The sequence below is a fragment of the Paenarthrobacter sp. PH39-S1 genome (genome assembly GCF_030063245.1).
In the GTDB taxonomy this organism is placed as follows: Bacteria; Actinomycetota; Actinomycetes; order Actinomycetales; family Micrococcaceae; genus Arthrobacter_M.
Genome location: NZ_JASISR010000027.1, coordinates 1 through 19,508, shown reverse-complemented (window position 1 = coordinate 19,508; position 19,508 = coordinate 1). Strand labels below are relative to the sequence as shown.

Here is a 19,508-nt window from a genome sequence, read left to right as displayed (position 1 = left end):
GTGCATGCATTGCAATCAGTGCAAGCAGGTTTTGAATCGAACTGGCAGGACCTCACTTACACGTCTGCGCCGAGCCGCTGACTGATGACTGTCGAGACGCCATCGCCGCGCATGGTCACGCCATACAGCGCATCGGCCACTTCCATCGTGCGCTTCTGGTGGGTGATGATGATCAGCTGACTCGATTGCCGCAACTCCTCGAAAATGTTGAGCAGCCGGCCCAGATTCGTATCGTCCAGTGCCGCTTCCACCTCGTCCATGACATAGAACGGCGAGGGACGCGCCTTGAAGATCGCCACCAGCAGGGCCACCGCTGTCAAAGACCGTTCACCGCCGGAGAGCAGCGACAGCCGTTTGATCTTCTTTCCCGCCGGACGAGCCTCCACCTCGATGCCGGTGGTGAGCATTTCTGACGGGTCGGTGAGCACCAGCCTTCCTTCGCCACCGGGGAAAAGCGCGGCGAAGACCGATTCGAAGTGCCGGGCGGTGTCCGTGTAAGCGGCCGTGAACACCTGTTCCACGCGTTCATCCACCTCGCGGATTATGTCCATCAGGTCCTTTCGGCTCGCCTTCAGGTCCTCCAACTGGCTGCTCAGGAACTGATGGCGTTCCTCGAGAGCAGCGAATTCCTCCAGCGCCAGCGGATTCACCCGGCCCAGTGCGCTCAGGTCCCGCTCCGCCCGGCGCAGACGCTTTTCCTGCTCGGCGCGGACAAACGGGAGGCCTTCGCGGACCTCGTTGCCGTCCGCGTCCACCGGGGCGCGCAGCGCGGCCCATTTGTCCGTGACCTCGCCAGGCCCCGTCGGGACAAGGGTGGCCGGTCCGTACTCGGCGACCAGATGATCGGCCGTAAGGCCCAGATCCTCTATCGCACGATTCTCAAGGGCCTCGATCCGCAGCCGCTGCTGGGTCCTCGCCAGCTCATCCCGGTGCACCGAATCGGTCAGTTTGGCCAGTTCCAGGGCGGCTTTTTCGTTGCCGGTACGGATGTCCGCCAATTCGCTCTCGAGGGCGGCGCGGGTTTCGGCGGCATCGTCCCGCTCCCGACCGGCGGCCTCCAGCGAAACATCGACAAACGCCAGAGTCTGCTGAACGGCCGCGGTCACGGAGGCAGCCTTTCGCGCCTGTGCAGCTCGAAGGCGTGCACGCTCCGCTGCCACTTCCCTCGCCTTCCGCTCGGTGACAGCCGCGCGCTCCAGCGATGCCGCCCGGTTGGAGATGGCGCTCAATTGCTCCTCCGAGCTGCGCAGGCCGAGCCGTGCGTCCATCTCGATAGCCCGGGCGGCGATGGCGGCAGCGGCGAGCTCATCCCGCGCTTGCATGGACGGCTCGTCCTCCGCGGGGGCCACCCGTGCGGCATCCAGCCGTGCGGAAATCCCGTTCAGGGCCTGCTGCTCGGTGCCAATATTGGCCTCCGCCGCCGCCAGCAAGGCGGCCAGCCGCTCGCTCTCCCCTACGGCGGAGCGGAGTGATGACCCCAGCTGGCCCAGCCGTTCCGCCACCGCAGCCAGTCTGGCATCTGAATCGTGCAGCCGTTCCAGGGCAGCGTCGGTGCGGCTGCGGGCCTGATCGCGCCGTGCCACAGCCGAGGACAGTGCGAAGCGCAGTTGTTCCGCCTCCGCCGTCACGCCGGCCAGCTCCGCGACGGTTTCTTCGACGTCGGCCTGCAGTTCCAGGGTCGACGGCGCGCCGGCGGATCCGCCACTGAGGCTGACCGCGGTGATCACGTCGCCGGCCCTCGTCACGGCCCGCAGCTTGGGATGGGCGCCGACTGCGGCCATGGCCGCAGTCAGGTCCTCCACCACGACGACGTCGGCGAGCAGCTGGGCCAGCGCGGCAGCCAGGCCGGGTCCGGCGCTGGGATCATGCACGGCAATCAGATCTGCGGCCATTACGCCTTCAGATTCCCCCCAAGCGGTCGCGGAGCGGCCTGACTCGGGCATCGGGACAGACACACTGTGGTCGACCGCCGGACGAGGAGCCGAGGTACCTTCGTCGGCCCCCGGTCGGCCGCCTACCGATACGTCGGCCGCCAGCGCATTGGATGCCGCGCCGAGCCCGTCGACCACCGGTATGTCGGCCCCCGGTGCATCAGATGCCGCGCCGAGCCCGTCGACACCCGGCGCTCCGGGCAGCGAATGCGCGGGCTGCGCGGCCCCGGCGATAATCAGCTCGACGCGGCCGCCGTCGTCGTCTTTCAGCACTTCCAACGCCGCCACGGCGGCGGCCAGATCGGTCACGGCCACGGCGTCGGCGGCCGAACCAAGCGCCGTGGCCACCGCCGTCTCATAGCCGGGCCGCAAGGTGATCAGGTCCGAAATCGCACTGAGGACTCCCTCCTGACCGGCGGCCAGCAGCAACCCCGTGCCGTCCTTACGGCGCAGCCCGACGGCGAGTGCATCGCGCCGGGCCACCAGGGAATCGCGTTCGCGCTCGGCCGCACGCTGCCCAGCGGTCAGGTCCTCGATCTCCGCGAGCACGGTTTCCAGCACCTGGCTGGCGCGCTCGTAGTCCGCGTCCAGGGTCTCTTCGCCCTGCTCCACACCCGCCACCTGGGATTCAAGCGCGGTGAACTCCTCCTGTGCCTTTGCCCGACGCTGCTCGCCCGCGGTCATGGATCCGCGCAGCCGGCCCACCTCGGCCTCGGCGGATTCCACCCGGGAGCGGGCCGCGGCCACCTGGCCGGCCAGCTTCGCCAGTCCCTCGCGGTGGTCGGCCGCGGCACGCAGGATGGCAGTGAGCCGCTGGTCTTCCTGCGCGGCGGCGCGTTCGGCGTCCGCCTTGGCGGCCACGGCCGTCGCCAGGGCGCCGCGCCGCGCCAGCACGGACCCCTCCAGCTGGACCTGCTCCGCCCGAACCCGAGAGGCCTGTTGCTGCAGTTTTTCCGGATCGCGCTCCGAATCCGGCGCGGCATCCGGCGCACCCAGAAGCCTGCGCCTGTCGGCCGCAAGATTTCCCAGGGCCCGCAGCCGTTCCCGCACCGCGGAGAGCTGATACCAGGTATCCCGCGCCGTGTTCAGTGCCGGCGTCGCCGCGGCCGCCAGCTGCTCGCATTCGGCCCGCCGCAGCCGGCCCGATTCCAGCGTCTGCTCCACCTCGGCCCGCCGGGCCTTCAACGCGGTCTCGTCCGCAACGTCCCGCGCCAGTGTGCTCTGCAGCTGCACCAGGTCATCCGCCAGCAGCCGGGCACGGGCATCGCGGAGTTCAAACTGCACGGTCTGGGCGCGGCGTGCCACCTCGGCCTGCCTGCCCAGTGGCGTCAGCTGGCGGCGCAGTTCGGTGGTCAAGTCCGTCAGCCGGGCCAGATTGGCCTGCATGGCCTCCAGCTTGCGCAGCGTCTTTTCCTTGCGCCGGCGGTGCTTGAGAATCCCGGCTGCCTCTTCGATGAAACCGCGTCGCTCCTCGGGCGTGGCATGCAGCACCTTATCCAGCTGTCCCTGCCCGACGATCACGTGCATTTCCCGACCCAGGCCGGAGTCGGAGAGCAGTTCCTGGATGTCCAGCAGCCGGCAGCCGACGCCGTTGATGGCGTATTCGGACCCGCCGGTGCGAAACAGGGTGCGGGATATGGTGACTTCGCTGTATTCGATCGGCAGGGCGCCATCGGCGTTGTCAATGGTGAGGGACACCTGGGCCCGACCCAACGGCGGACGCCCGGACGTGCCGGCAAAAATGACGTCGTCCATTTTTCCGCCGCGCAGCGTTTTGGCCCCCTGCTCGCCCATCACCCAGGCCAGCGCGTCCACCACGTTGGATTTTCCGGACCCGTTCGGGCCAACCACGGCCGTGACGCCGGGTTCGAAGTCAAAAGTTGTCGCCGAGGCGAAGGATTTAAACCCTCGGACGGTCAGGCTTTTCAGGTGCAAGGTGTTTCGGCTCTCACGGATGGGACGGGTCGGAACGCGCGCTGGGCGACGGCGGGTTGCCAGGCTGGGCGGTGTACCTCCCAAATCTACCGTGTGCCATAAAGCTGCCGGCGGCCCTAAATCTGGCGTCCGCCCCAAATTTACTGATCACCATCGGATTAACGGCGAAGATAGGATAGAAAGCTGCAGGAAACATGCCATACGGTGCATGTGCAGGAACCATGGTTTTAGGTGCATAGTTAATCTCTTGGGTGGCCTGTGCCGCTCCTGCCCCGCCAAAGAGACCACACACGGATGAAGGCTGGATATTGATCGGCAACGCGACGTTTCGACATGACAACACGGCGCTGCTGGCCGTCACCAGTGTGGAGGCGCCGGTAGTCGTCAGTTCCGCGGACTTTGACGAGCGCCTGGCGCCCAGCCTCAAACGGCTGCACCTGTCCAAACGTCTGCTGGAGCGGGTCGCCGGAGTCACGGAGCGCCGCTGGTGGTCCCCGGGTACCGCATTCGACGACGCCGCCATCGAGGCGGGTGCCAAGGCACTGGCCGAAGCCGGGATTGAACCGGGGCAGATCGGCCTCCTGATCAATACGTCCGTGACGCGCAGAAACCTCGAACCCTCCGTGGCCGTGAAGATCCACCACGGGCTTGGACTGCCGTCCTCCGCGATGAACTTCGACCTGGCCAATGCCTGCCTGGGGTTTGTCAACGGCATCACTCTGGCCGCCAATATGATCGATTCAGGCCAGATCAAGTACGCCCTGATCGTGGCCGGTGAGGATGCCCAAGGCACCCAGGAGGCCACGTTCGCCCGGCTCAACCGCCCGGATTCCACCCGCGAGGATTTCCTGCGCGAATTCGCCACTCTCACGCTCGGATCCGGAGCCGCGGCAGCCGTCATCGGACCGGCGGACGAGCATCCGGGCTCGCACCGGATCCTCGGCGGCGTCTCCCGCGCCGGTACCCAGCACCACGAACTTTGCGTCGGCGGCGCCGACGGCATGTTCACCGACGCCAAGGGCCTGCTCGACGGCGGCCTGGAGCTGGTCGTCACCGCGTGGAATGAGGCGCACAAGGACGGCTGGAACTGGACGTCGATGGACCGCTACGTGACCCATCAGGTCTCCACCTCGTACACCAACGCGATCATCAAGGCCGTGAACCTGGTCCGCAGCAGGGTGCCGATCACGTTCCCGCGCTGGGGCAATGTGGGCCCGGCCTCGCTGCCGATGACCCTGGCCCAGGAAGCCCAGTCGCTCAGCCAGGGCGACCGGGTGCTGTGCATGGGCGTGGGCTCCGGGCTGAACACCACCATGATGGAAATTGCGTGGTAGCAGAAGTATGGCCCGGGGTTGATCCCTCCTGGTCCCGGTTTGTTGACGTCCCCTCCACATCCCTCCCGGACCCGGCCGGCAGCAGCCACCGCTGGCATCTGCTGGACAACGCCGATGAGCTGGCCGCCCGCGGTGCAAAGCCAGCGGGAACGCTCTTGTGCGTGCACGGAAACCCCACTTGGTCCTACCTGTGGCGGACACTGCTGGCCGCGGCGTCCGTCGCGGACCGGCCGTGGCGCGTCGTCGCCGTCGACCAGCTGGACATGGGCTTCTCCGCCCGCACCGGCGTCTTCCGCCGGCTCGAGGACCGCATCACCGATCTGGGCGACCTGACCGCCGAGCTGGGCATCACCGGCCCGGTGGTCACCGTCGGCCACGACTGGGGTGGCGTCATCTCACTTGGCTGGGCCACCCGGCACCGAAGCCAGCTCGCCGCCGTTGTGCTTAACAACACCGCGGTGCATCCGGCCGGGTTCGCCGTGCCCGCGCCGCTGCAGCTGGCGCTGCACCCTGGCGTGCATCAATGGGGAACGACGACGACGGCGGCGTTCCTGCGCGTGACGCACGCGCTGGCGCACCCGGCCCTGGCCAAGGACGTCCGCGCGGCATTCATGGCACCGTACCGAACCGCCGCCCGCCGGCAGGGCGTGGGCAACTTCGTCGCCGACATCCCGGCCGGGGAGTCCCATCCGAGCTGGGGCACCCTGGCCGAGGTGGCCGATAGCATCCGCACCCTTGATGTTCCGGCACTGCTGCTCTGGGGACCCAAGGACCCGGTGTTCTCGGACCGTTACCTGCGCGATCTGATGGACCGGCTACCGCAGGCCGATGTGCACCGCTTTGAGGGTGCCGGGCATCTGCTGCCTGAGGACCGCGACGTTGCCACCCCCATCTTCAGCTGGGTCGAAAAGAACGCTGATCGCGACGGTGACCGTGCCGATGACCGCGCCGGCCGGCATCCGGCAGCGCCGGCTGATCGAGCCGATTGGGGTCTGGCCCACGACCAGCCCGGCACCGCCTGCGGCTTCCGTCCGATGCTCGCCGCACTGGATGAGCGCCGCACCGACTCCGCCGCCGCCGTCGTCGACATGGCCCCGCTGGGGGCGGTCCGCAGCACCGGCCCCCGCACCCTCTCCTGGGCGCAGTTGGCCGAACGCGTGGACCAGCTTGCCTCCGGTCTCGATTCCATCGGCGTGAAGGCCGGGGACCGCGTCAGTCTGCTCGTTCCACCGGGGATCGAACTGACCTCGCTGATCTACGCCAGTCTGCGGCTCGGCGCCGTCATCGTCGTGGCCGACGCCGGCCTCGGCGCAGCAGGCATGAGCCGGGCCATCAAGGGCGCCGGCCCGGCCTACCTGATCGGCATCGAACGCGCGCTGCTCGGCGCCCGGCTGTACGGCTGGCCCGGCATCCGGATCAGCGCTGCACCACTGGGTGCTGTCAGGCGCCGGCTGCTCGGCGTGGCACACACCGTTCCGGAGCTGCTGTCCGCCGGCCGGGACGCACAGCGCACAGGGTCGGTCGACCCGGGCATATCGAACGGCGCGGGCGTATCGATTGACCCACGTGTGCCGAGCGGCCCAATTCCGGCATCCGGCACGTCAGCCCCGACCGTCCGCCCCATCGATCCGGACGCGGACGCCGCCGTGCTCTTCACCTCCGGCTCCACCGGTCCCGCCAAGGGCGTCGTCTACACGCACCGGCAGCTCTCGGCCATGCGGGACACCCTGAAAAACACCTACAACCTGCAGCCAGGCACCTCCCTGGTGGCGGGTTTCGCTCCGTTTGCCCTGCTCGGACCCGCCCTGGGCGCCACCTCCGTCACGCCGGACATGGACGTCACCGCCCCCGCAACGCTCACCGCAGCCGCCCTGGCCGATGCCGCCGCGGCCGTGCAGGCCACCACGGTGTTTGCCTCTCCGGCTGCGCTGGTCAACGTCCTCGCCACCGCATCGGTTCTGACCCTGGCGCAACGGCAGTCCCTGGCCCAGGTACAACTGCTGCTTTCCGCGGGCGCGCCGATCCCGGAGCCCCTGCTGAGCCGCGTGCAAAAGCTGGTTCCAGCCGCGTCACTGCACACCCCCTACGGCATGACCGAAGCACTCCCGGTGACGGACATCAGCCTGGAGGAAATCCGCGCGGCCGGCCCGGGCAATGGCGTCTGCGTCGGAACCCCGGTCCCCGGAGCCCTGGTGGCCATCTCCGCCATCCGCCCCGACGGCAGCGTCGCGGCCGAGCCGTCCACCTCGCCCGGCATTACGGGCGAGATCCTCGTCAGCGCCGCCCACGTCAAGGACCGCTACGACAGGCTCTGGATCACCCAGGACCATAGCGTCTCGATCCCCGGCTGGCACCGCACCGGCGACGTCGGCCACCTTGACGACGCAGGACGGCTCTGGGTCGAAGGAAGGCTTAGCCACATCCTGGCCACCGCCGCCGGTGTGCGGACTCCCGTTGCCGCCGAGCAGCTGGCTGAAACGGTCGACGGCGTCGGCCGGGCCGCCGTCGTGGGCGTTGGTCCGGCCGGAGCACAGGCGGCCGTCGCCATCATCGAAACCGTACCCGCCGCCAGCACTCCTGCCCTGGCATCACCCAAGCTCGCCGGCGAGGTCCGCACTGCCGTTGTCGCGGGCACAGCAGCGGGTGCGGGAACAGCAGCGGGTGCGGGAACAGCAGCGGGCTCGGCAGCGCGTGCGGGCACCCCGGGCAGCGCAGCGGCAGCCGCCTACCCGGGTGCTGGCATGGATCTGGCCGCGGTGCTCATCATCCCGTCGATGCCCACGGACATACGGCACAACTCAAAGATCGACCGCACCGCCCTCGCCGCCTGGGCCACCACCGCGCTGTCCGGCGGCAAGATGCGCCGGCCATGAGCCAGACGCGGACGGTACTGGTTACGGGAGCCAGCGGACTGCTCGGCCGGGCCGTCGCCCAACTCCTGATTGACAAGGGATATGCCCTGCGGACCTTCCAGCGCCGTCCGCCCGGGTTGCAAACAGAATCAGGTCCGGCGGAATTCGTGCAGGGTTCCGTCACCGACGGCGAAGCCGTGACACGCGCCGTGGCCGGGGTCGACGCCGTCATCCACCTCGCGGCCAAGGTCTCCTTCACCGGCGACTGGAGCGACTTCGCCGCCACCAACATCGAAGGCACCCGCGGACTGCTCGCCGCGGCCAAGGCCATTGGAGTCCGCGATTTCGTCTTCGTTTCCTCGCCCTCCGTGGCACACTTCGGCGCCTCGATCGTCGGCGCCAGCGCGGGACCGGCGGATCCGGACCGCGCACGCGGCAACTACGCCCGGTCCAAGGCCACCGCCGAGCTGCTCGCGCTGGCTGAGGACTCTCCCGCGTTCCGTGTGACCGCCATCCGGCCGCATATCGTTTGGGGTCCGGGCGACACCCAGCTGGTGGAGCGGGTTGTGGAGCGTGCCCGTTCCGGCCGGCTGCCGGTGCTCGACCACGGCGCGGCCCTGATCGACACCATCTACATCGACAACGCCGCGTCGGCCATCGTCCGAGGTCTTGAGCGAATGGATCATGCCCATGGACAGGCGCTGGTGGTCACCAACGGCCAGCCGCGCCCCGTGGGCGAGCTCATCACCGGCATCTGCGCCGCTGCCGGCGCCGGCTCTCCTACGTGGTCCGTTCCCGGCTGGCTGGCGCGCGGCGCGGGTTCTGTCATTGAAAGGGCCTGGAGCCTCGCCGGGAAGCGCGGCTGGGTCCGCGACGAGCCGCCGATGACCCGTTTCCTGGCCGAGCAGCTCACCACTGCGCACTGGTTTGACCAGCGGCACACGCGCGAGGTGCTGGATTGGGAGCCGGCGGTCAGTGTGGACGAAGGTCTGCAGCGCCTCGGCGCCCATTACCACGCCTGACAGCCCCATCTCCAAGATTCGGCGCCCGTCCGCGTCCACACCCGCCACAACCGCAGCACACTGGCTGTTGTCTGGCGACGTCATCAGCCGCATCAGCGGGGAGTAGTGGGTAGTCTTCTTGGATGGGGCGAAAGTTCGGTCTTGTGAGCAGAGTTGTGGCTGCGCTACTTGCGCTGGCCCTGGTTGTTCTGAAAGGAGCAACCCAAGTCGGCTGGGTCGCCACGAACGCCACGCTCGAATTCTGGATCATCGCCGGGGCCGGCGCCGTGGTCTTCGTCCAGAGCATCCGCGGTGGCGTGCAGCTTTACCGGCTTCCGCGGCGGGAGCACCGCCAGAAGCAACTGGAAAAGGCGGTTCTGGCATCCCTGAAATCGATAGGGCAAATCACCCTTCTCGACCTGACCGCCCTGGGTGGGTCCCTCTTCGTCCTCCCCCGCCACCGGTGGCTGTGGAAACGCCGGCACCTCACGCGTCGGATCCGATACCGCCTGAACGAATACCCGCAGGGCTCCGGGATCTTCTGGACTGAGGGGAAGGGCGCGGTGGGACAGGCTGTCCGCGACCTGGCGCCCCGGCATTTCGATTGGCGGCAGGTTGCGGCTACCTGGAACGAACCCGGTATTGTGCCGGCTGAGGCCTATGACGCGCTTTCCAAAGCAGACCGGATGGGATTCTCCTACGACGAGTTCCGCAAGATAGCGCCGAAATATGCCGAAGGCCTCGCGGTGCCGATCCTGAGCGAGGATTCCGAACGGATACTGGGAGTCTTCGCCGTCGACGTTCCCTACGCGCCGGAGCTCAAGGACCAGCCGTGCCGGCTCGATTCACCGCAGGTCATCCAAATTGCGACGGCGTGCGCCGGAGTGCTGCGGGATATCCTGGACGAGAGCTAAAATGGACTTACCCGCGACAACCAAGGAAGGAGGCTGTTGGATGGTCTGGCCATTGATTTCATCCAATGTAACCCCCCGGCAGGCCGAGGACCTTTTCATTGTGAATCTGCGCGCATTGCACCCGGATGCGGAGCTGAGCGCCGCCGTCGACCGGCTGGACCGCGGACGCCCCGCGGGTCCGGTGGCGGACGAAGGCGATTCCGTCCGCGGGCGGCCGAACATCGAAATCGAGCTGCAAAGCCGGCGGGCTAAAATCGCCAAATATGCGCTCGCGCGGCAGGACCCGGACAGCCCGTCGTTATCTACCTGAATGCAGCGTGGGCCTGGAATCCCGGGCCGCACCGGGCGCCAGCCACCGGCCCTTCCCAATTGGCGGCCGGCAATGTCCTTCCAATCCTGCATGCCCTCCCAGCTACACTGCCCCGGCTGCAGGTTCCTTCATACCAGCGCCTCGTCCATCTTCCTACCAGCGGCCGTTGCGGGGTCGGGGCTGACAGACCGGGCAGCTGTAGGACGACCGGTTCATGAACGAGTCCCTCCGGATCCGGGTATCCAAGCCAATATCTGCACAGCGCGGGCACGGTTCATTTTCGCGACCGTAGGCGTTCAATGACCGGTCGAAGTACCCGGAGTCGCCATTGACATTAACATACAGCGAGTCGAAGCTGGTGCCGCCGGCATCCAAGGCGCGGCCCATCACGTCCTTGGCCGCGTCCACTACCCGTTGTGCTTCGGCACGGCGCAGCGTGTCCGTAGGCCGGGCGAAATGCAGCTGCGCCAGCCACAGCGCTTCGTCCGCGTAAATGTTGCCGATGCCCGAGATCAGACCCTGATCAAGCAGGGCCCGTTTCAGCCCGGTCTTGCGGGACCGGAGCTTTTGATAAAAAGTCTCCTGAGAAAAGGCAGGGTCCAAGGGGTCGCGGCCGATATGAGCGGCCTCTGCGGGGATCAGCGGCAGCGCGCATGCTGCTTGGCCGCCAGGAAGCCCGTCCGACGTCGGCACCAAGGACGTGACAAAAAGGCCGCCGAAAATCCGCTGGTCAACAAACCGGAGTTCGTCCGGAGCACCGTCGACAGGTGAGAGCTTCAGCCGGACTTTGAGAAGTTTCTCGTCCGGCTGCGCCGGATCCTGCATCAGCAGCTGCCCGCTCATGCCCAGGTGGGCCATCAGCGCAGTGTGGGGCACGCCGTCGTCGTCCGCCCCGTCAGTGAGCGGAAGCCAGAGGAACTTACCGCGGCGCACCACATCCAGCACCCTGGCGCCGACCAGATTGCTGCGGAAGTCATCCACGCCCAAGGCATGACGGCGGATCGAGCGGGGATCGGGTACGTCCACGGCGGTGATGGTCCGGCGGGCGACCCAGCGTTCCAGACCCCGGCGGACGACCTCAACTTCCGGCAGTTCCGGCACGCTTAGACCGAGCCGGCTGCGCGGTTGTCAGGGCAGCGGGCACCCAGGATTTTCCAACCGTCGGCTGCGGCTTCCTGTTCCGCTTCCTTCTTCGAATTCCCGGCGCCTGTACCGTAGTCGACGCCCCCGATCTGGAGTTTCGCGCCGAAGGACCGCGCATGGTCCGGGCCGGAGCCGGTGACCAGGTACTGCACAGGGCCCAAGTGCCGGCTGGCGGCGATTTCCTGAATATTGGTCTTCCAGTCCGTACCGGCGCCCAAAGCAGCGGCGTCGAGCAGGAGCGGACCCACCAATCTCATGACGAGCTGGCGGGCGGTCTCCAGATCGTTGGACAGATAGGTCGCGCCGATCAGCGCTTCCATGGTGTCCGCGAGAATCGAGGACTTGTTTTTGCCGTTGGTCAGACGCTCGCCCGCACCGAGGTAGATGTGCTCACCGATGCCCAGCTCGCGGCCAAGCACGGCCAGCGCACGGGTGCTGACCACGGCCGAACGCCGCTTGGCCAGATCGCCCTCGGGCAGGGTCGGGTTGTCGCGGTACAGAGCGTCCGTCACCGAGAAGCCCAAAATGGAGTCGCCCAGGAACTCCAGGCGCTCGTTGGTGGGCATCCCCCCGTTTTCATACGCGTACGAGCGATGAGTCAGGGCAAGACGAAGCGTCCCGGCATCGATATCGACACCGAGACGCTTCAACAGCAAATGATGCGCGGCCTCCGGATCAGGCAAAACCCGTTCCGACTGACCGGCGGCAGCACCGGCAGAATGCTTCATTGCGGACGTCTTAGACGTCTGCGACCTTGCGGCCCTTGTACTCCAGGTACAGCGCCGTGCCAGCGGAGTCGGTAACGACCTTGGCCTGGTGCGGCATGCTGTAGGTCACGCGTCCATTTTCAACGGTCTTGACCAGGGCGGGTGCAGTGGCTTTCCACTGAGACCGGCGGGCATGCGTATTCGAGCGGGACATTTTCCGCTTGGGAACAGCCACGGCTAACTCTTTTCTCTCTCGACGAACCCGGGTTTTCCCCAGGTTCTAATTCAGTTCGTGATCTGACTGTCTTTGCCGGTTAAGCCTTGTAGGGCGGCCCAGCGAGGGTCCAGGACCTCGTGGTGGTGCCCCGGCTGATCCACCAGATGAATTCCGCATTCGGAACACAATCCCTGGCAGTCTTCCCGGCACACCGGCTGGAACGGCAGTGCGGTTACCACTGCGTCCCGCAACACCGGTTCAAGATCGATCTGATCGTGCTCGATCCAACGTTGCTCTTCTTCGTCCTCTCCCACGGGGGGACCGCTTTGAGACGGCTCCTCGTAGGAGAAAAGCTCTTGCACATTGACCTCAAGGTCATACGCAAGGGGATCCAGGCATCTGGCACACTCACCCGTCACTTCGACGACTGCGGTACCGGATACCAGAATTCCTTCGTGTACGCCCTCCAGCCTCAGATCCAGGTCCATCAAGGACCCTTCCTGCACGCCAATGATCGGCACACCGAAATCCTTCGGTGCGGGCACTTCTTCCTGCAGGGTCCGCATACTGCCTGCGCTGCGCCCGATGTCCTTAACCTGAAGGGTTAGGGGCGAGCCCGGGTTGAGACGGTTACCCATCTTGCTTGCACTAATTGAAAACTCCTGTAGAACATATGACCGACGTATCATCTTAGCCTGAAACCCCGGCCATACCCAAAAACAGGGTTCAGCGCACGGGAGACCCGGTTGTTCGGATGCATCCGCATCCTTCCGGCTCGGCCAAGCGGCCTTTACAAGCTTACTGCCCCCGGCCTGTTTCCTTGGCAGGCGCGCCAGCGAGGAGCCGGCGGAGGACCAGTTTGGGCACATAATCGGAAACATCCCCGCCCAAGTCCGCCACCTCCTTTATCAGGGTGGAGGACAGGTGCAGATACCTGCCGTCGCCTGGCAGGAACACAGTCTCCACGCCGTTAAGCTGCCGGTTCATTGTGGCCATCGGCAGTTCATAGTCAAAGTCCGACGACGACCGCAGGCCTTTGACAATCGCTGACGCACCGCGGTCATGGCAGTACCGGGCCAGCAGCCCCTCCCCCATCGGTTCGATGAGGATCCCGCTCACGGCCGCGAAGGTTTCCCGGGCCATTTCCAGCCGCTCATCGAGCGTGAAGCGGTACTTCTTGGCGTAGTTGGTCGACACCGCCACGATGACCTCGTCGAAAAGGCCCGAAGCCCGTGCAATGACCTCAAGATGGCCATTGTGGATGGGGTCAAAAGAACCGGGGCATACCGCACGTCGCATGTTCCGAATCTAACCCATGGGCGGCACGGGAGTAAGTCCTGACAACGGCGTTATCATGGCAAGGACGCATTTGCGACAGCTGACCGACCGCACGGCCGATGATACGGAACCGAGGACAACGCATGAGCGCACCGTGGCAGCGGACCGCCGACGGAGCCAACCTGCTGGCGGCCGACGGCTCCCTCGGCGTGACGATCTTCGAGGAAATCACCACGCTGGCCCAGGAGACCGGAGCAATCAACCTCGGCCAGGGCTTCCCGGACGAGGACGGGCCGGCGTCGATCAAGGAAGCCGCGCGTGCCGCCATCGCCGCCGGAGCCAACCAGTACGCCCCTGGTAAGGGCACCATGGAACTGCGCACCGCCATTGCCACCCACCAGGAGCGTTTTTACGCGCTGACGCCGGACCCGGAGACCGAGATCATTGTTACCACCGGGGCCACCGAAGCCATCGCCGCCACCCTGCTGGCCCTGGTCGGACCGGGCGACGAAGTGCTCACCTTCGAGCCCTTCTACGATTCCTATGGCGCCGTCGCCGGCCTCTCCGGCGCGACGCACACCACAGCACCCCTGCTCGCCCCCGATTTCCAGCCCGACTTGGACGCTCTGGAAGCAGCATTTTCGCCGCGGACAAAGGTGGTGCTGATCAACAACCCGCACAATCCGACCGGTGCCGTCTTCGGGACGGACGTGCTGGGCAGGATCGTCGAGCTCGCAGCAAAGTACGACGCCGTTATCGTTACCGATGAGGTGTACGAGCACCTGACCTTCGGCCTGCGGCACATCCCCATCGCGACGCTGCCGGGCGCGGCCGAGCGCACCCTGACCATCTCCTCAGCCGGCAAGACCTTCTCCTTCACCGGCTGGAAAATCGGCTGGCTCAGCGGGCCGGCCGAGCTGGTCGCGGCGGTCCGAACCGTCAAGCAGTTCCTCAGCTACAGCTCCGGCACACCCTTCCAAAACGCCATCGCCGGCGGCCTCGCCCTCGGCGACGACTTCTATCGGGGCATTGCGACGGATCTGGCCGGCAAGCGGGACATCCTCAGTGGAGGGCTGCGCGCGGCCGGGCTGAAGGTCCTGCCGTCGCAGGGCACGTACTTCATCAACGTGGACGCCGCGGCCCTGGGCATCACCGACGCGACCGCACTGGCCCGCCGGCTCCCATCGCTGATCGGTGTCGCGGCGATTCCCGTCCCGGTGTTCTGCCACCCCGAAGGAGCAGAACGGACCAAATCCCTGCTTCGCTTCGCCTTCTGCAAAAAGGCCGCGGTACTGGAGGAGGCCGCGGCCCGGCTGGCCACGCTCAAGGACCGGCTGTAGCCCTTGGCGGATAAAACACGCTACCTGCGCACCACCGGCCAGCACGCCACGATTTCCCCGGACGGATTCAAGGACGGCTCCTTCGTCCTGAGCATCGGCGGCGCGGAACAATCGCACGTCAACCTGGCCCATCCGGAAGAAATCTTCTACGAGTACCTGCGCAGAATCGGGCACATCGTTGACCTGGCCGCCCCGGCGGGCGAGCCGATCCGCGTCCTGCACCTGGGCGCCGGCGCCCTCACCCTGGCCCGCTACATCCAGGTGACCCGCCCCGGGTCTGTACAGCACGCCGTCGAACTGGAGCGCGAACTCCTCGACTATGTGCTGCAGCAGCTCCCCCTGCCGGCCGGGACCGCACTGACCACGCACATCGGCGACGCCCGCGAAGTCCAGGCCGCGCTCCCGGGCGATCTGTTCTTCGACGTCATCATCCTGGACATCTTTTCGGGTCCTGACGCTCCCGAGCATATTGCCTGCACCGAATTCTACGAGGAAGCCGCCGCCCGGCTGTCCCCCGGCGGCGTGCTGATCGTGAATGTCGGAGATGAACCCGCGCTGACGCTGGTGCGAAGCCAGGTCAGTGCCCTGCGGCGCGCCATGACGGGCTCCGGACCAGAGGTGACGACGGATGCGACGGCTGAAGCCGCTGTTGACCCGGGGGGCAGTTTCCGGACCGGCGACGTCGCGGCCTTTGCCGAAACCGGCATGTTCGCCGGCCGTTATCCCGGCAACATCATTTTGATCGGCACCACGGTGCCATGGCCCGAAGATTGGACCGCCGAACTTACCGCCGGCGGCCCGCACCCGGCGACTGTGCTGACGGGCGTGGAGCTCGACCGCATTGCCGGCTGACCTGCCGTCCCGGTGTTCACCTGCCGGGTCTCTGGGCGCTGTGAGGGAAGCTAACGAAAGTAGTTTCAACCCGTGGGGTGGCCGGTGCCCGGACCGCGACCCTGGGCGTATTCGTCGCCGCCGCAACCTTGCTAATTGGAATAATGCTTCCCATGGGAGTGACAATTATGAAAAAATTCGAGACTCCAAAGGTTGTCTTAATATCTGCGGTTCTCGGCGCCGTTCTTTGGGCGACTTTGGGAACAATCGACGTAGCCACAGGCAGTATCCGATGGAAGCCGTTGCTCTTGTTTGTTCTCGCTGCCGTATGGCTCGGCATGGGTCTCGTTGCCGCAGCCCAGCTGCGGCGACGATAGGTTCCGAACTCAACCTGAACTGTCCGAGCGGCGCTCTTGTGGACGGAACAATTCTCGGGCCTGCCTGCGTTGAGATGTCGCCTCCGGGTTCGTTGCGGAGCGCGATGATCTCGTCGGCGAGGTCTCCGCTCACAATCGTGGTGCCGCTCCATGCCGCATCATGCAGGGACTTTGAGAACACGACCTTCGGCAGCTCGTTCATCGGGGCCGCGTACTCGTCGTCGGAATTCGGCCAGTAACCCGCCATCTCTTCGTAGGTGACCCGACCCATCACATGCGTGCCCGCGCGGCTCAGAAAGTCCAGCTTGTCTGCTTCAACGCTCGGTCCTCGGGTGCGCTTCGGTGGTCCGGGCCGCCCTTCCGCGGGGCGACGATGTTCTGCCGCTGGTCGCCCCAAAAGGAGGCCCAACTGGTCGCGGTCCCGTCGTAGCACTGAGGCATGTCAGGGCGGGGTCTGACTGCCTCGGCAAGGACGCGTGCCTGTCTTCCTATAACCAGCCGGCGTCCCGGCATATCCGGATGGCTTCGCTGCGGTTGCCTGCTCCGACCTTGCTGATGGCGCTCGACAGGTAGTTCCGGACGGTGGTGGGTGCGAGATACAGTTGTCGCGCGATGGTGTCGATGGAAGCGCCTCCGTCTGCAGCTCGCTTCGCGGGCGGTGAGCGGGCTCGTTGCGGTTTCCAGCGCGGCGGCGATCAGGTCCGGGTCGATGACGCGTTCACCTGCCGCGACACGGCGGATGCCGTCCGCGAGTGATTCAGCTGGCGCGTCTTAGAGGATGAAGCCGCGGACATGGGATTGGAGGGCACGGAGGAGGTTTCCGGGCTGGCTGAGTCCGGTCAATATGAGAATTCGACATTCGGGGATTCGATCGTGAAGTTCCTTGGCGGCGCTGAGGCCATCGAGACCCGGGAGATCGATGTCGAGCACGCCGACGTCGGGACGCGTGTTGAGCGCTGAGGAGAGGATGGCGTCGCCGCGGTCGAGTTAAGCGACGACTTCCATGTCATCTTCAAGGGTCAGCAGCGCGACCATCGGGCCTCGGATGAGATGCATGTCCTCAGCAATCAGGATGCGAATCATGCTCGAGTAGTGGGCAGGTCGAATTCGGAGGGTGAACGACCCGTTGCCTCGCGTCACGTCGATGCGACCGTTCACTGCCGCGGCGCGGGCATCCAGACCGCGTAAACCGGATCCCGAGGCCAGTGTGGGTCGTGGGCGGTCGCTCCAAAATGTGAGGACAACCCGGTCATCGGTGGTCTCGACGGTAATCGTGGCCGTGGCGGCGTCGCTGTGCCGCACCACGTTCGTGATGCCTTCCCGCACAGTCCATGCCAGCACCTCTTCGATCTGATCAGTTAGGGCCGTTGCTGACGCGTGGATCTCGACGGCGACCCCGGCTGAAGAGAGAAGTACGCTGGCGTTGTCCAATTCGGTGTCAAAGGACGTCGCACGGCGGTGGAGGGCCACATCCCGGACCTAACGCGACGCGGTCCCGGCCACTTCGGTCAGTCCGGCGATCTCCTTCCGGGCAGCGGCCCGCTGCTTGGCGGCGAGCAGCCGAAGGGCGAGATCACCCTTGAGCGACACCGCCGACAGGCTTTGTCCGACGAGGTCGTGCAAGTCCCGTGCCACCCGTGTCCGCTCCGCGTTGACGACCTGTTCGGCGAGGTCCGATCGGGCACGCTGGAGCTCGGTGAGTACCCGCACGGCTGCGCCGGCGGCGGGAATAGCGAGCCCAAATCCGACTATGAAGAGGCCACTGGAAGCGACCCAGTAGATCGCCTGGCTCAGACTGGCGGGCCGCAACGTCGCCAGCGCCCAAAACGAGGTGATCAGGCAGATCGTTGTAAGGACGACAACAGCGACCGATCGCGGCAGCAAGGGGAAGGACGACGCCGCCACCATCAGCAACGCGGATTCCCAGTTGATGCCGAGCACGAACGCGGGTAGCACGCGCAGGCCAACCAACACAGAGAAAGATGCCGGCCATCGCTTCGGACGGTAACCGGATGCCACGATCAGACTGTGTCGCAGCTGCAGGACCCCGGCTGCGCCAGCGATGGGTAGTGCGAGAATCCAAAGGCGGCGATCCTGCCATGTCGCGGCAACGTCCACCACCACGTAGACCACCGGAACAACCACGTACGGCAGATGCAGCAGAATCAGGGGGATTCGGGCAAAACGATGAGCGCCGACCGAACGCGCGTCTGGCCTGGATCCGACAATGGTCATGGTCGCGACCCGGCGAACAACGCGGGCGGCTGATCGTGACGACGTTGCGGACCGGATGCGACAGACTATTCGTTAGCACTCAAGCCCATCCCACGACCAGTGCGGGATGCGAAGGTCTCCGGGCACGTCATCAGCGGATGCGGGGTAATGGGACAGGGTCGTTATCGTGGCCCAGGCAAAGTAGTCGTAAAGCACCTGTCGCAGCTGTGGGGTTTCGTCGAATCCACTATCTGTTAGGGCCTGGTCGAAGCAGGAGATGGCGTGGCGATCCATCTCGTCATGCTCGCCGTTTCCACTGTGCATCCGCACGACTGAGCTCTCATCACCAAGTGTGTTGGAGTACGTGGATGGGCCACCGAGCGCCTCGCCCCAGTAGGCGGCCAATCGCTCGCTGTGTTGGGGGTCGAAGCCATGGCTGAACGCATGGCTGACGACCCCGTCGGTCATAACCCGCCGATGCCATGCATGAGCGAGGCGCAGCAGCCCTGACCCGCCGCCCGAAGCTTCGTACACAGTCTGCACCCCGTCACTCTAGACGATATGAGGTGGGGGTGGTTGGGTTTGCTGCCCGTCCGGGGCGGCCATTGTCGCCGGGCGGTCCCGTGGCGCCGGCTTGATGCTGGCATGTTGCCGTCGCTTTGAAGGCGGCGCCGCGGGGCCTGTGGCCCGGCGGGAACGGCCTTGTATCCGGCCGGTCAGGGACCGGCCGGAGTTGGTGAGGGCCGGGGCCTTCTGTGTCACAGCGTCCGTGGGTTGCCAGTGGATCAACCTCTTGGCTTTGGGCCTTGGCGAGAGTTGCATTGGTAGTGCCACATGTGAATTTTGGGAGGTCCCGGTCATGTATCAGCATACGTTTATTGGGTTGGATGTTCACGCGGCCAACGTTGTTGGCTGCGCCCTGAATCCTGACACCGGGGAGCTGGTGAGGATGACCATGGACTCGGACCCGGCGGTCGTCCTGGATTGGATCCGCCGCGGGGGTGTCTACTTAACTGTGTATTAAGGTTCCTGTTGGAGATGAGGAATTGCCATGACGGTTACCGAAGGACACGAGCAGCAGGGGGCTTCGTTTGGGGGGCCTGGGCCGGAGCCTGAGTCTGCCC

Annotated in this window: 18 protein-coding genes; 7 read left to right on the top strand and 11 right to left on the bottom strand. The window is 66.0% G+C overall.

Features of this window, described 5'->3' with window-relative positions; translation table 11 throughout:
• Nucleotides 1-56 precede the first annotated feature (56 nt).
• A complete protein-coding gene (locus QMG52_RS16065; protein ID WP_283561428.1) occupies nucleotides 57-3,866 on the bottom strand; it encodes an AAA family ATPase in 3,810 nt (1,269 codons plus the stop codon).
• Nucleotides 3,867-4,174: 308 nt separating this feature from the next.
• On the opposite strand from QMG52_RS16065, the gene QMG52_RS16060 reads away from it, so the two are divergent.
• The 5 genes from QMG52_RS16060 (at nucleotide 4,175) to QMG52_RS16040 (ending at nucleotide 10,277) form a co-directional block, all read left to right on the top strand.
• Nucleotides 4,175-5,200: a 3-oxoacyl-ACP synthase III gene (locus QMG52_RS16060; protein ID WP_283561427.1), complete on the top strand. Its 1,026-nt coding sequence runs from the start codon at nucleotides 4,175-4,177 to the stop codon at nucleotides 5,198-5,200.
• Nucleotides 5,194-8,073: an alpha/beta fold hydrolase gene (locus tag QMG52_RS16055; protein WP_283561426.1), complete on the top strand. Its 2,880-nt coding sequence runs from the start codon at nucleotides 5,194-5,196 to the stop codon at nucleotides 8,071-8,073. Before QMG52_RS16060 ends, QMG52_RS16055 begins: the two co-directional genes overlap by 7 nt.
• Nucleotides 8,070-9,074: an NAD-dependent epimerase/dehydratase family protein gene (locus QMG52_RS16050; protein ID WP_283561425.1), complete on the top strand. Its 1,005-nt coding sequence runs from the start codon at nucleotides 8,070-8,072 to the stop codon at nucleotides 9,072-9,074. The genes QMG52_RS16055 and QMG52_RS16050 overlap by 4 nt, the downstream gene beginning before the upstream one ends.
• Before the next feature lie 143 nt (nucleotides 9,075-9,217).
• The gene (locus QMG52_RS16045) at nucleotides 9,218-9,967 is read left to right on the top strand and encodes a hypothetical protein (RefSeq protein WP_283561423.1); all 750 of its coding nucleotides are present in this window, start codon (nucleotides 9,218-9,220) and stop codon (nucleotides 9,965-9,967) included.
• Between the two features lie 40 nt (nucleotides 9,968-10,007).
• Complete coding sequence (locus tag QMG52_RS16040) at nucleotides 10,008-10,277, top strand: hypothetical protein (RefSeq protein WP_283561422.1); 270 nt, start codon at nucleotides 10,008-10,010, stop codon at nucleotides 10,275-10,277.
• A 153-nt stretch (nucleotides 10,278-10,430) separates the two neighbouring features.
• Here QMG52_RS16040 and mutM read toward each other — a convergent pair whose 3' ends face one another.
• From mutM to coaD, 5 genes are all read right to left on the bottom strand, one after another.
• Nucleotides 10,431-11,378, bottom strand: a complete 948-nt coding sequence (gene mutM / locus QMG52_RS16035) for a bifunctional DNA-formamidopyrimidine glycosylase/DNA-(apurinic or apyrimidinic site) lyase (RefSeq protein WP_283561421.1) — start codon at nucleotides 11,376-11,378, stop codon at nucleotides 10,431-10,433.
• Between the two features lie 2 nt (nucleotides 11,379-11,380).
• Nucleotides 11,381-12,148 carry a ribonuclease III gene (gene rnc, locus QMG52_RS16030; protein ID WP_283561420.1) on the bottom strand — a complete coding sequence of 256 codons (768 nt, stop codon included), beginning with the start codon at nucleotides 12,146-12,148 and terminating at the stop codon, nucleotides 11,381-11,383.
• Between the two features lie 10 nt (nucleotides 12,149-12,158).
• Nucleotides 12,159-12,362, bottom strand: a complete 204-nt coding sequence (rpmF, locus tag QMG52_RS16025; protein ID WP_196396088.1) for a 50S ribosomal protein L32 — start codon at nucleotides 12,360-12,362, stop codon at nucleotides 12,159-12,161.
• 50 nt (nucleotides 12,363-12,412) lie between these two features.
• A complete protein-coding gene (locus tag QMG52_RS16020; protein ID WP_283561417.1) occupies nucleotides 12,413-12,982 on the bottom strand; it encodes a YceD family protein in 570 nt (189 codons plus the stop codon).
• A 160-nt stretch (nucleotides 12,983-13,142) separates the two neighbouring features.
• Nucleotides 13,143-13,643, bottom strand: coding sequence for a pantetheine-phosphate adenylyltransferase (coaD, locus tag QMG52_RS16015; protein WP_283561416.1), 501 nt, complete (start codon nucleotides 13,641-13,643; stop codon nucleotides 13,143-13,145).
• Between the two features lie 122 nt (nucleotides 13,644-13,765).
• Here coaD and QMG52_RS16010 point away from each other — a divergent pair, with 122 nt between their 5' ends.
• Together QMG52_RS16010 and QMG52_RS16005 are read left to right on the top strand one after the other, a co-directional pair.
• A complete protein-coding gene (locus QMG52_RS16010; RefSeq protein ID WP_283561415.1) occupies nucleotides 13,766-14,962 on the top strand; it encodes an aminotransferase class I/II-fold pyridoxal phosphate-dependent enzyme in 1,197 nt (398 codons plus the stop codon).
• 3 nt (nucleotides 14,963-14,965) lie between these two features.
• Nucleotides 14,966-15,814: a spermidine synthase gene (locus QMG52_RS16005; RefSeq protein ID WP_283561414.1), complete on the top strand. Its 849-nt coding sequence runs from the start codon at nucleotides 14,966-14,968 to the stop codon at nucleotides 15,812-15,814.
• A gap of 844 nt (nucleotides 15,815-16,658) precedes the next feature.
• On the opposite strand, the gene QMG52_RS21990 is transcribed toward QMG52_RS16005, so the two are convergent.
• From QMG52_RS21990 to QMG52_RS15990, 5 genes are all read right to left on the bottom strand, one after another.
• The gene (locus QMG52_RS21990) at nucleotides 16,659-16,772 is read right to left on the bottom strand and encodes a helix-turn-helix domain-containing protein (protein WP_349361744.1); all 114 of its coding nucleotides are present in this window, start codon (nucleotides 16,770-16,772) and stop codon (nucleotides 16,659-16,661) included.
• Nucleotides 16,773-16,941: 169 nt separating this feature from the next.
• Nucleotides 16,942-17,100: a response regulator gene (locus QMG52_RS21985; RefSeq protein ID WP_349361740.1), complete on the bottom strand. Its 159-nt coding sequence runs from the start codon at nucleotides 17,098-17,100 to the stop codon at nucleotides 16,942-16,944.
• A gap of 57 nt (nucleotides 17,101-17,157) precedes the next feature.
• Entirely contained in the window at nucleotides 17,158-17,601 is a 444-nt protein-coding gene (locus QMG52_RS21980; protein ID WP_349361739.1) for a hypothetical protein, read from the bottom strand.
• 48 nt (nucleotides 17,602-17,649) lie between these two features.
• Nucleotides 17,650-18,405, bottom strand: a complete 756-nt coding sequence (locus tag QMG52_RS15995; RefSeq protein ID WP_283561413.1) for a histidine kinase — start codon at nucleotides 18,403-18,405, stop codon at nucleotides 17,650-17,652.
• A gap of 72 nt (nucleotides 18,406-18,477) precedes the next feature.
• Entirely contained in the window at nucleotides 18,478-18,927 is a 450-nt protein-coding gene (locus QMG52_RS15990) for a globin domain-containing protein (protein ID WP_283561412.1), read from the bottom strand.
• Nucleotides 18,928-19,508 lie beyond the last annotated feature (581 nt).

Bases quoted from the DNA above. Each gene is read 5' to 3' on its own strand.
- QMG52_RS16050 (WP_283561425.1), top strand. From the start codon at position 8,070: ATGAGCCAGACGCGGACGGTACTGGTTACGGGAGCCAGCGGACTGCTC.
- QMG52_RS16040 (WP_283561422.1), top strand. From the start codon at position 10,008: ATGGTCTGGCCATTGATTTCATCCAATGTAACCCCCCGGCAGGCCGAG.
- rnc (WP_283561420.1), bottom strand. From the start codon at position 12,148: ATGAAGCATTCTGCCGGTGCTGCCGCCGGTCAGTCGGAACGGGTTTTG.
- QMG52_RS16020 (WP_283561417.1), bottom strand. From the start codon at position 12,982: ATGGGTAACCGTCTCAACCCGGGCTCGCCCCTAACCCTTCAGGTTAAG.
- coaD (WP_283561416.1), bottom strand. From the start codon at position 13,643: ATGCGACGTGCGGTATGCCCCGGTTCTTTTGACCCCATCCACAATGGC.
- QMG52_RS16010 (WP_283561415.1), top strand. From the start codon at position 13,766: ATGAGCGCACCGTGGCAGCGGACCGCCGACGGAGCCAACCTGCTGGCG.
- QMG52_RS15995 (WP_283561413.1), bottom strand. From the start codon at position 18,405: ATGACCATTGTCGGATCCAGGCCAGACGCGCGTTCGGTCGGCGCTCAT.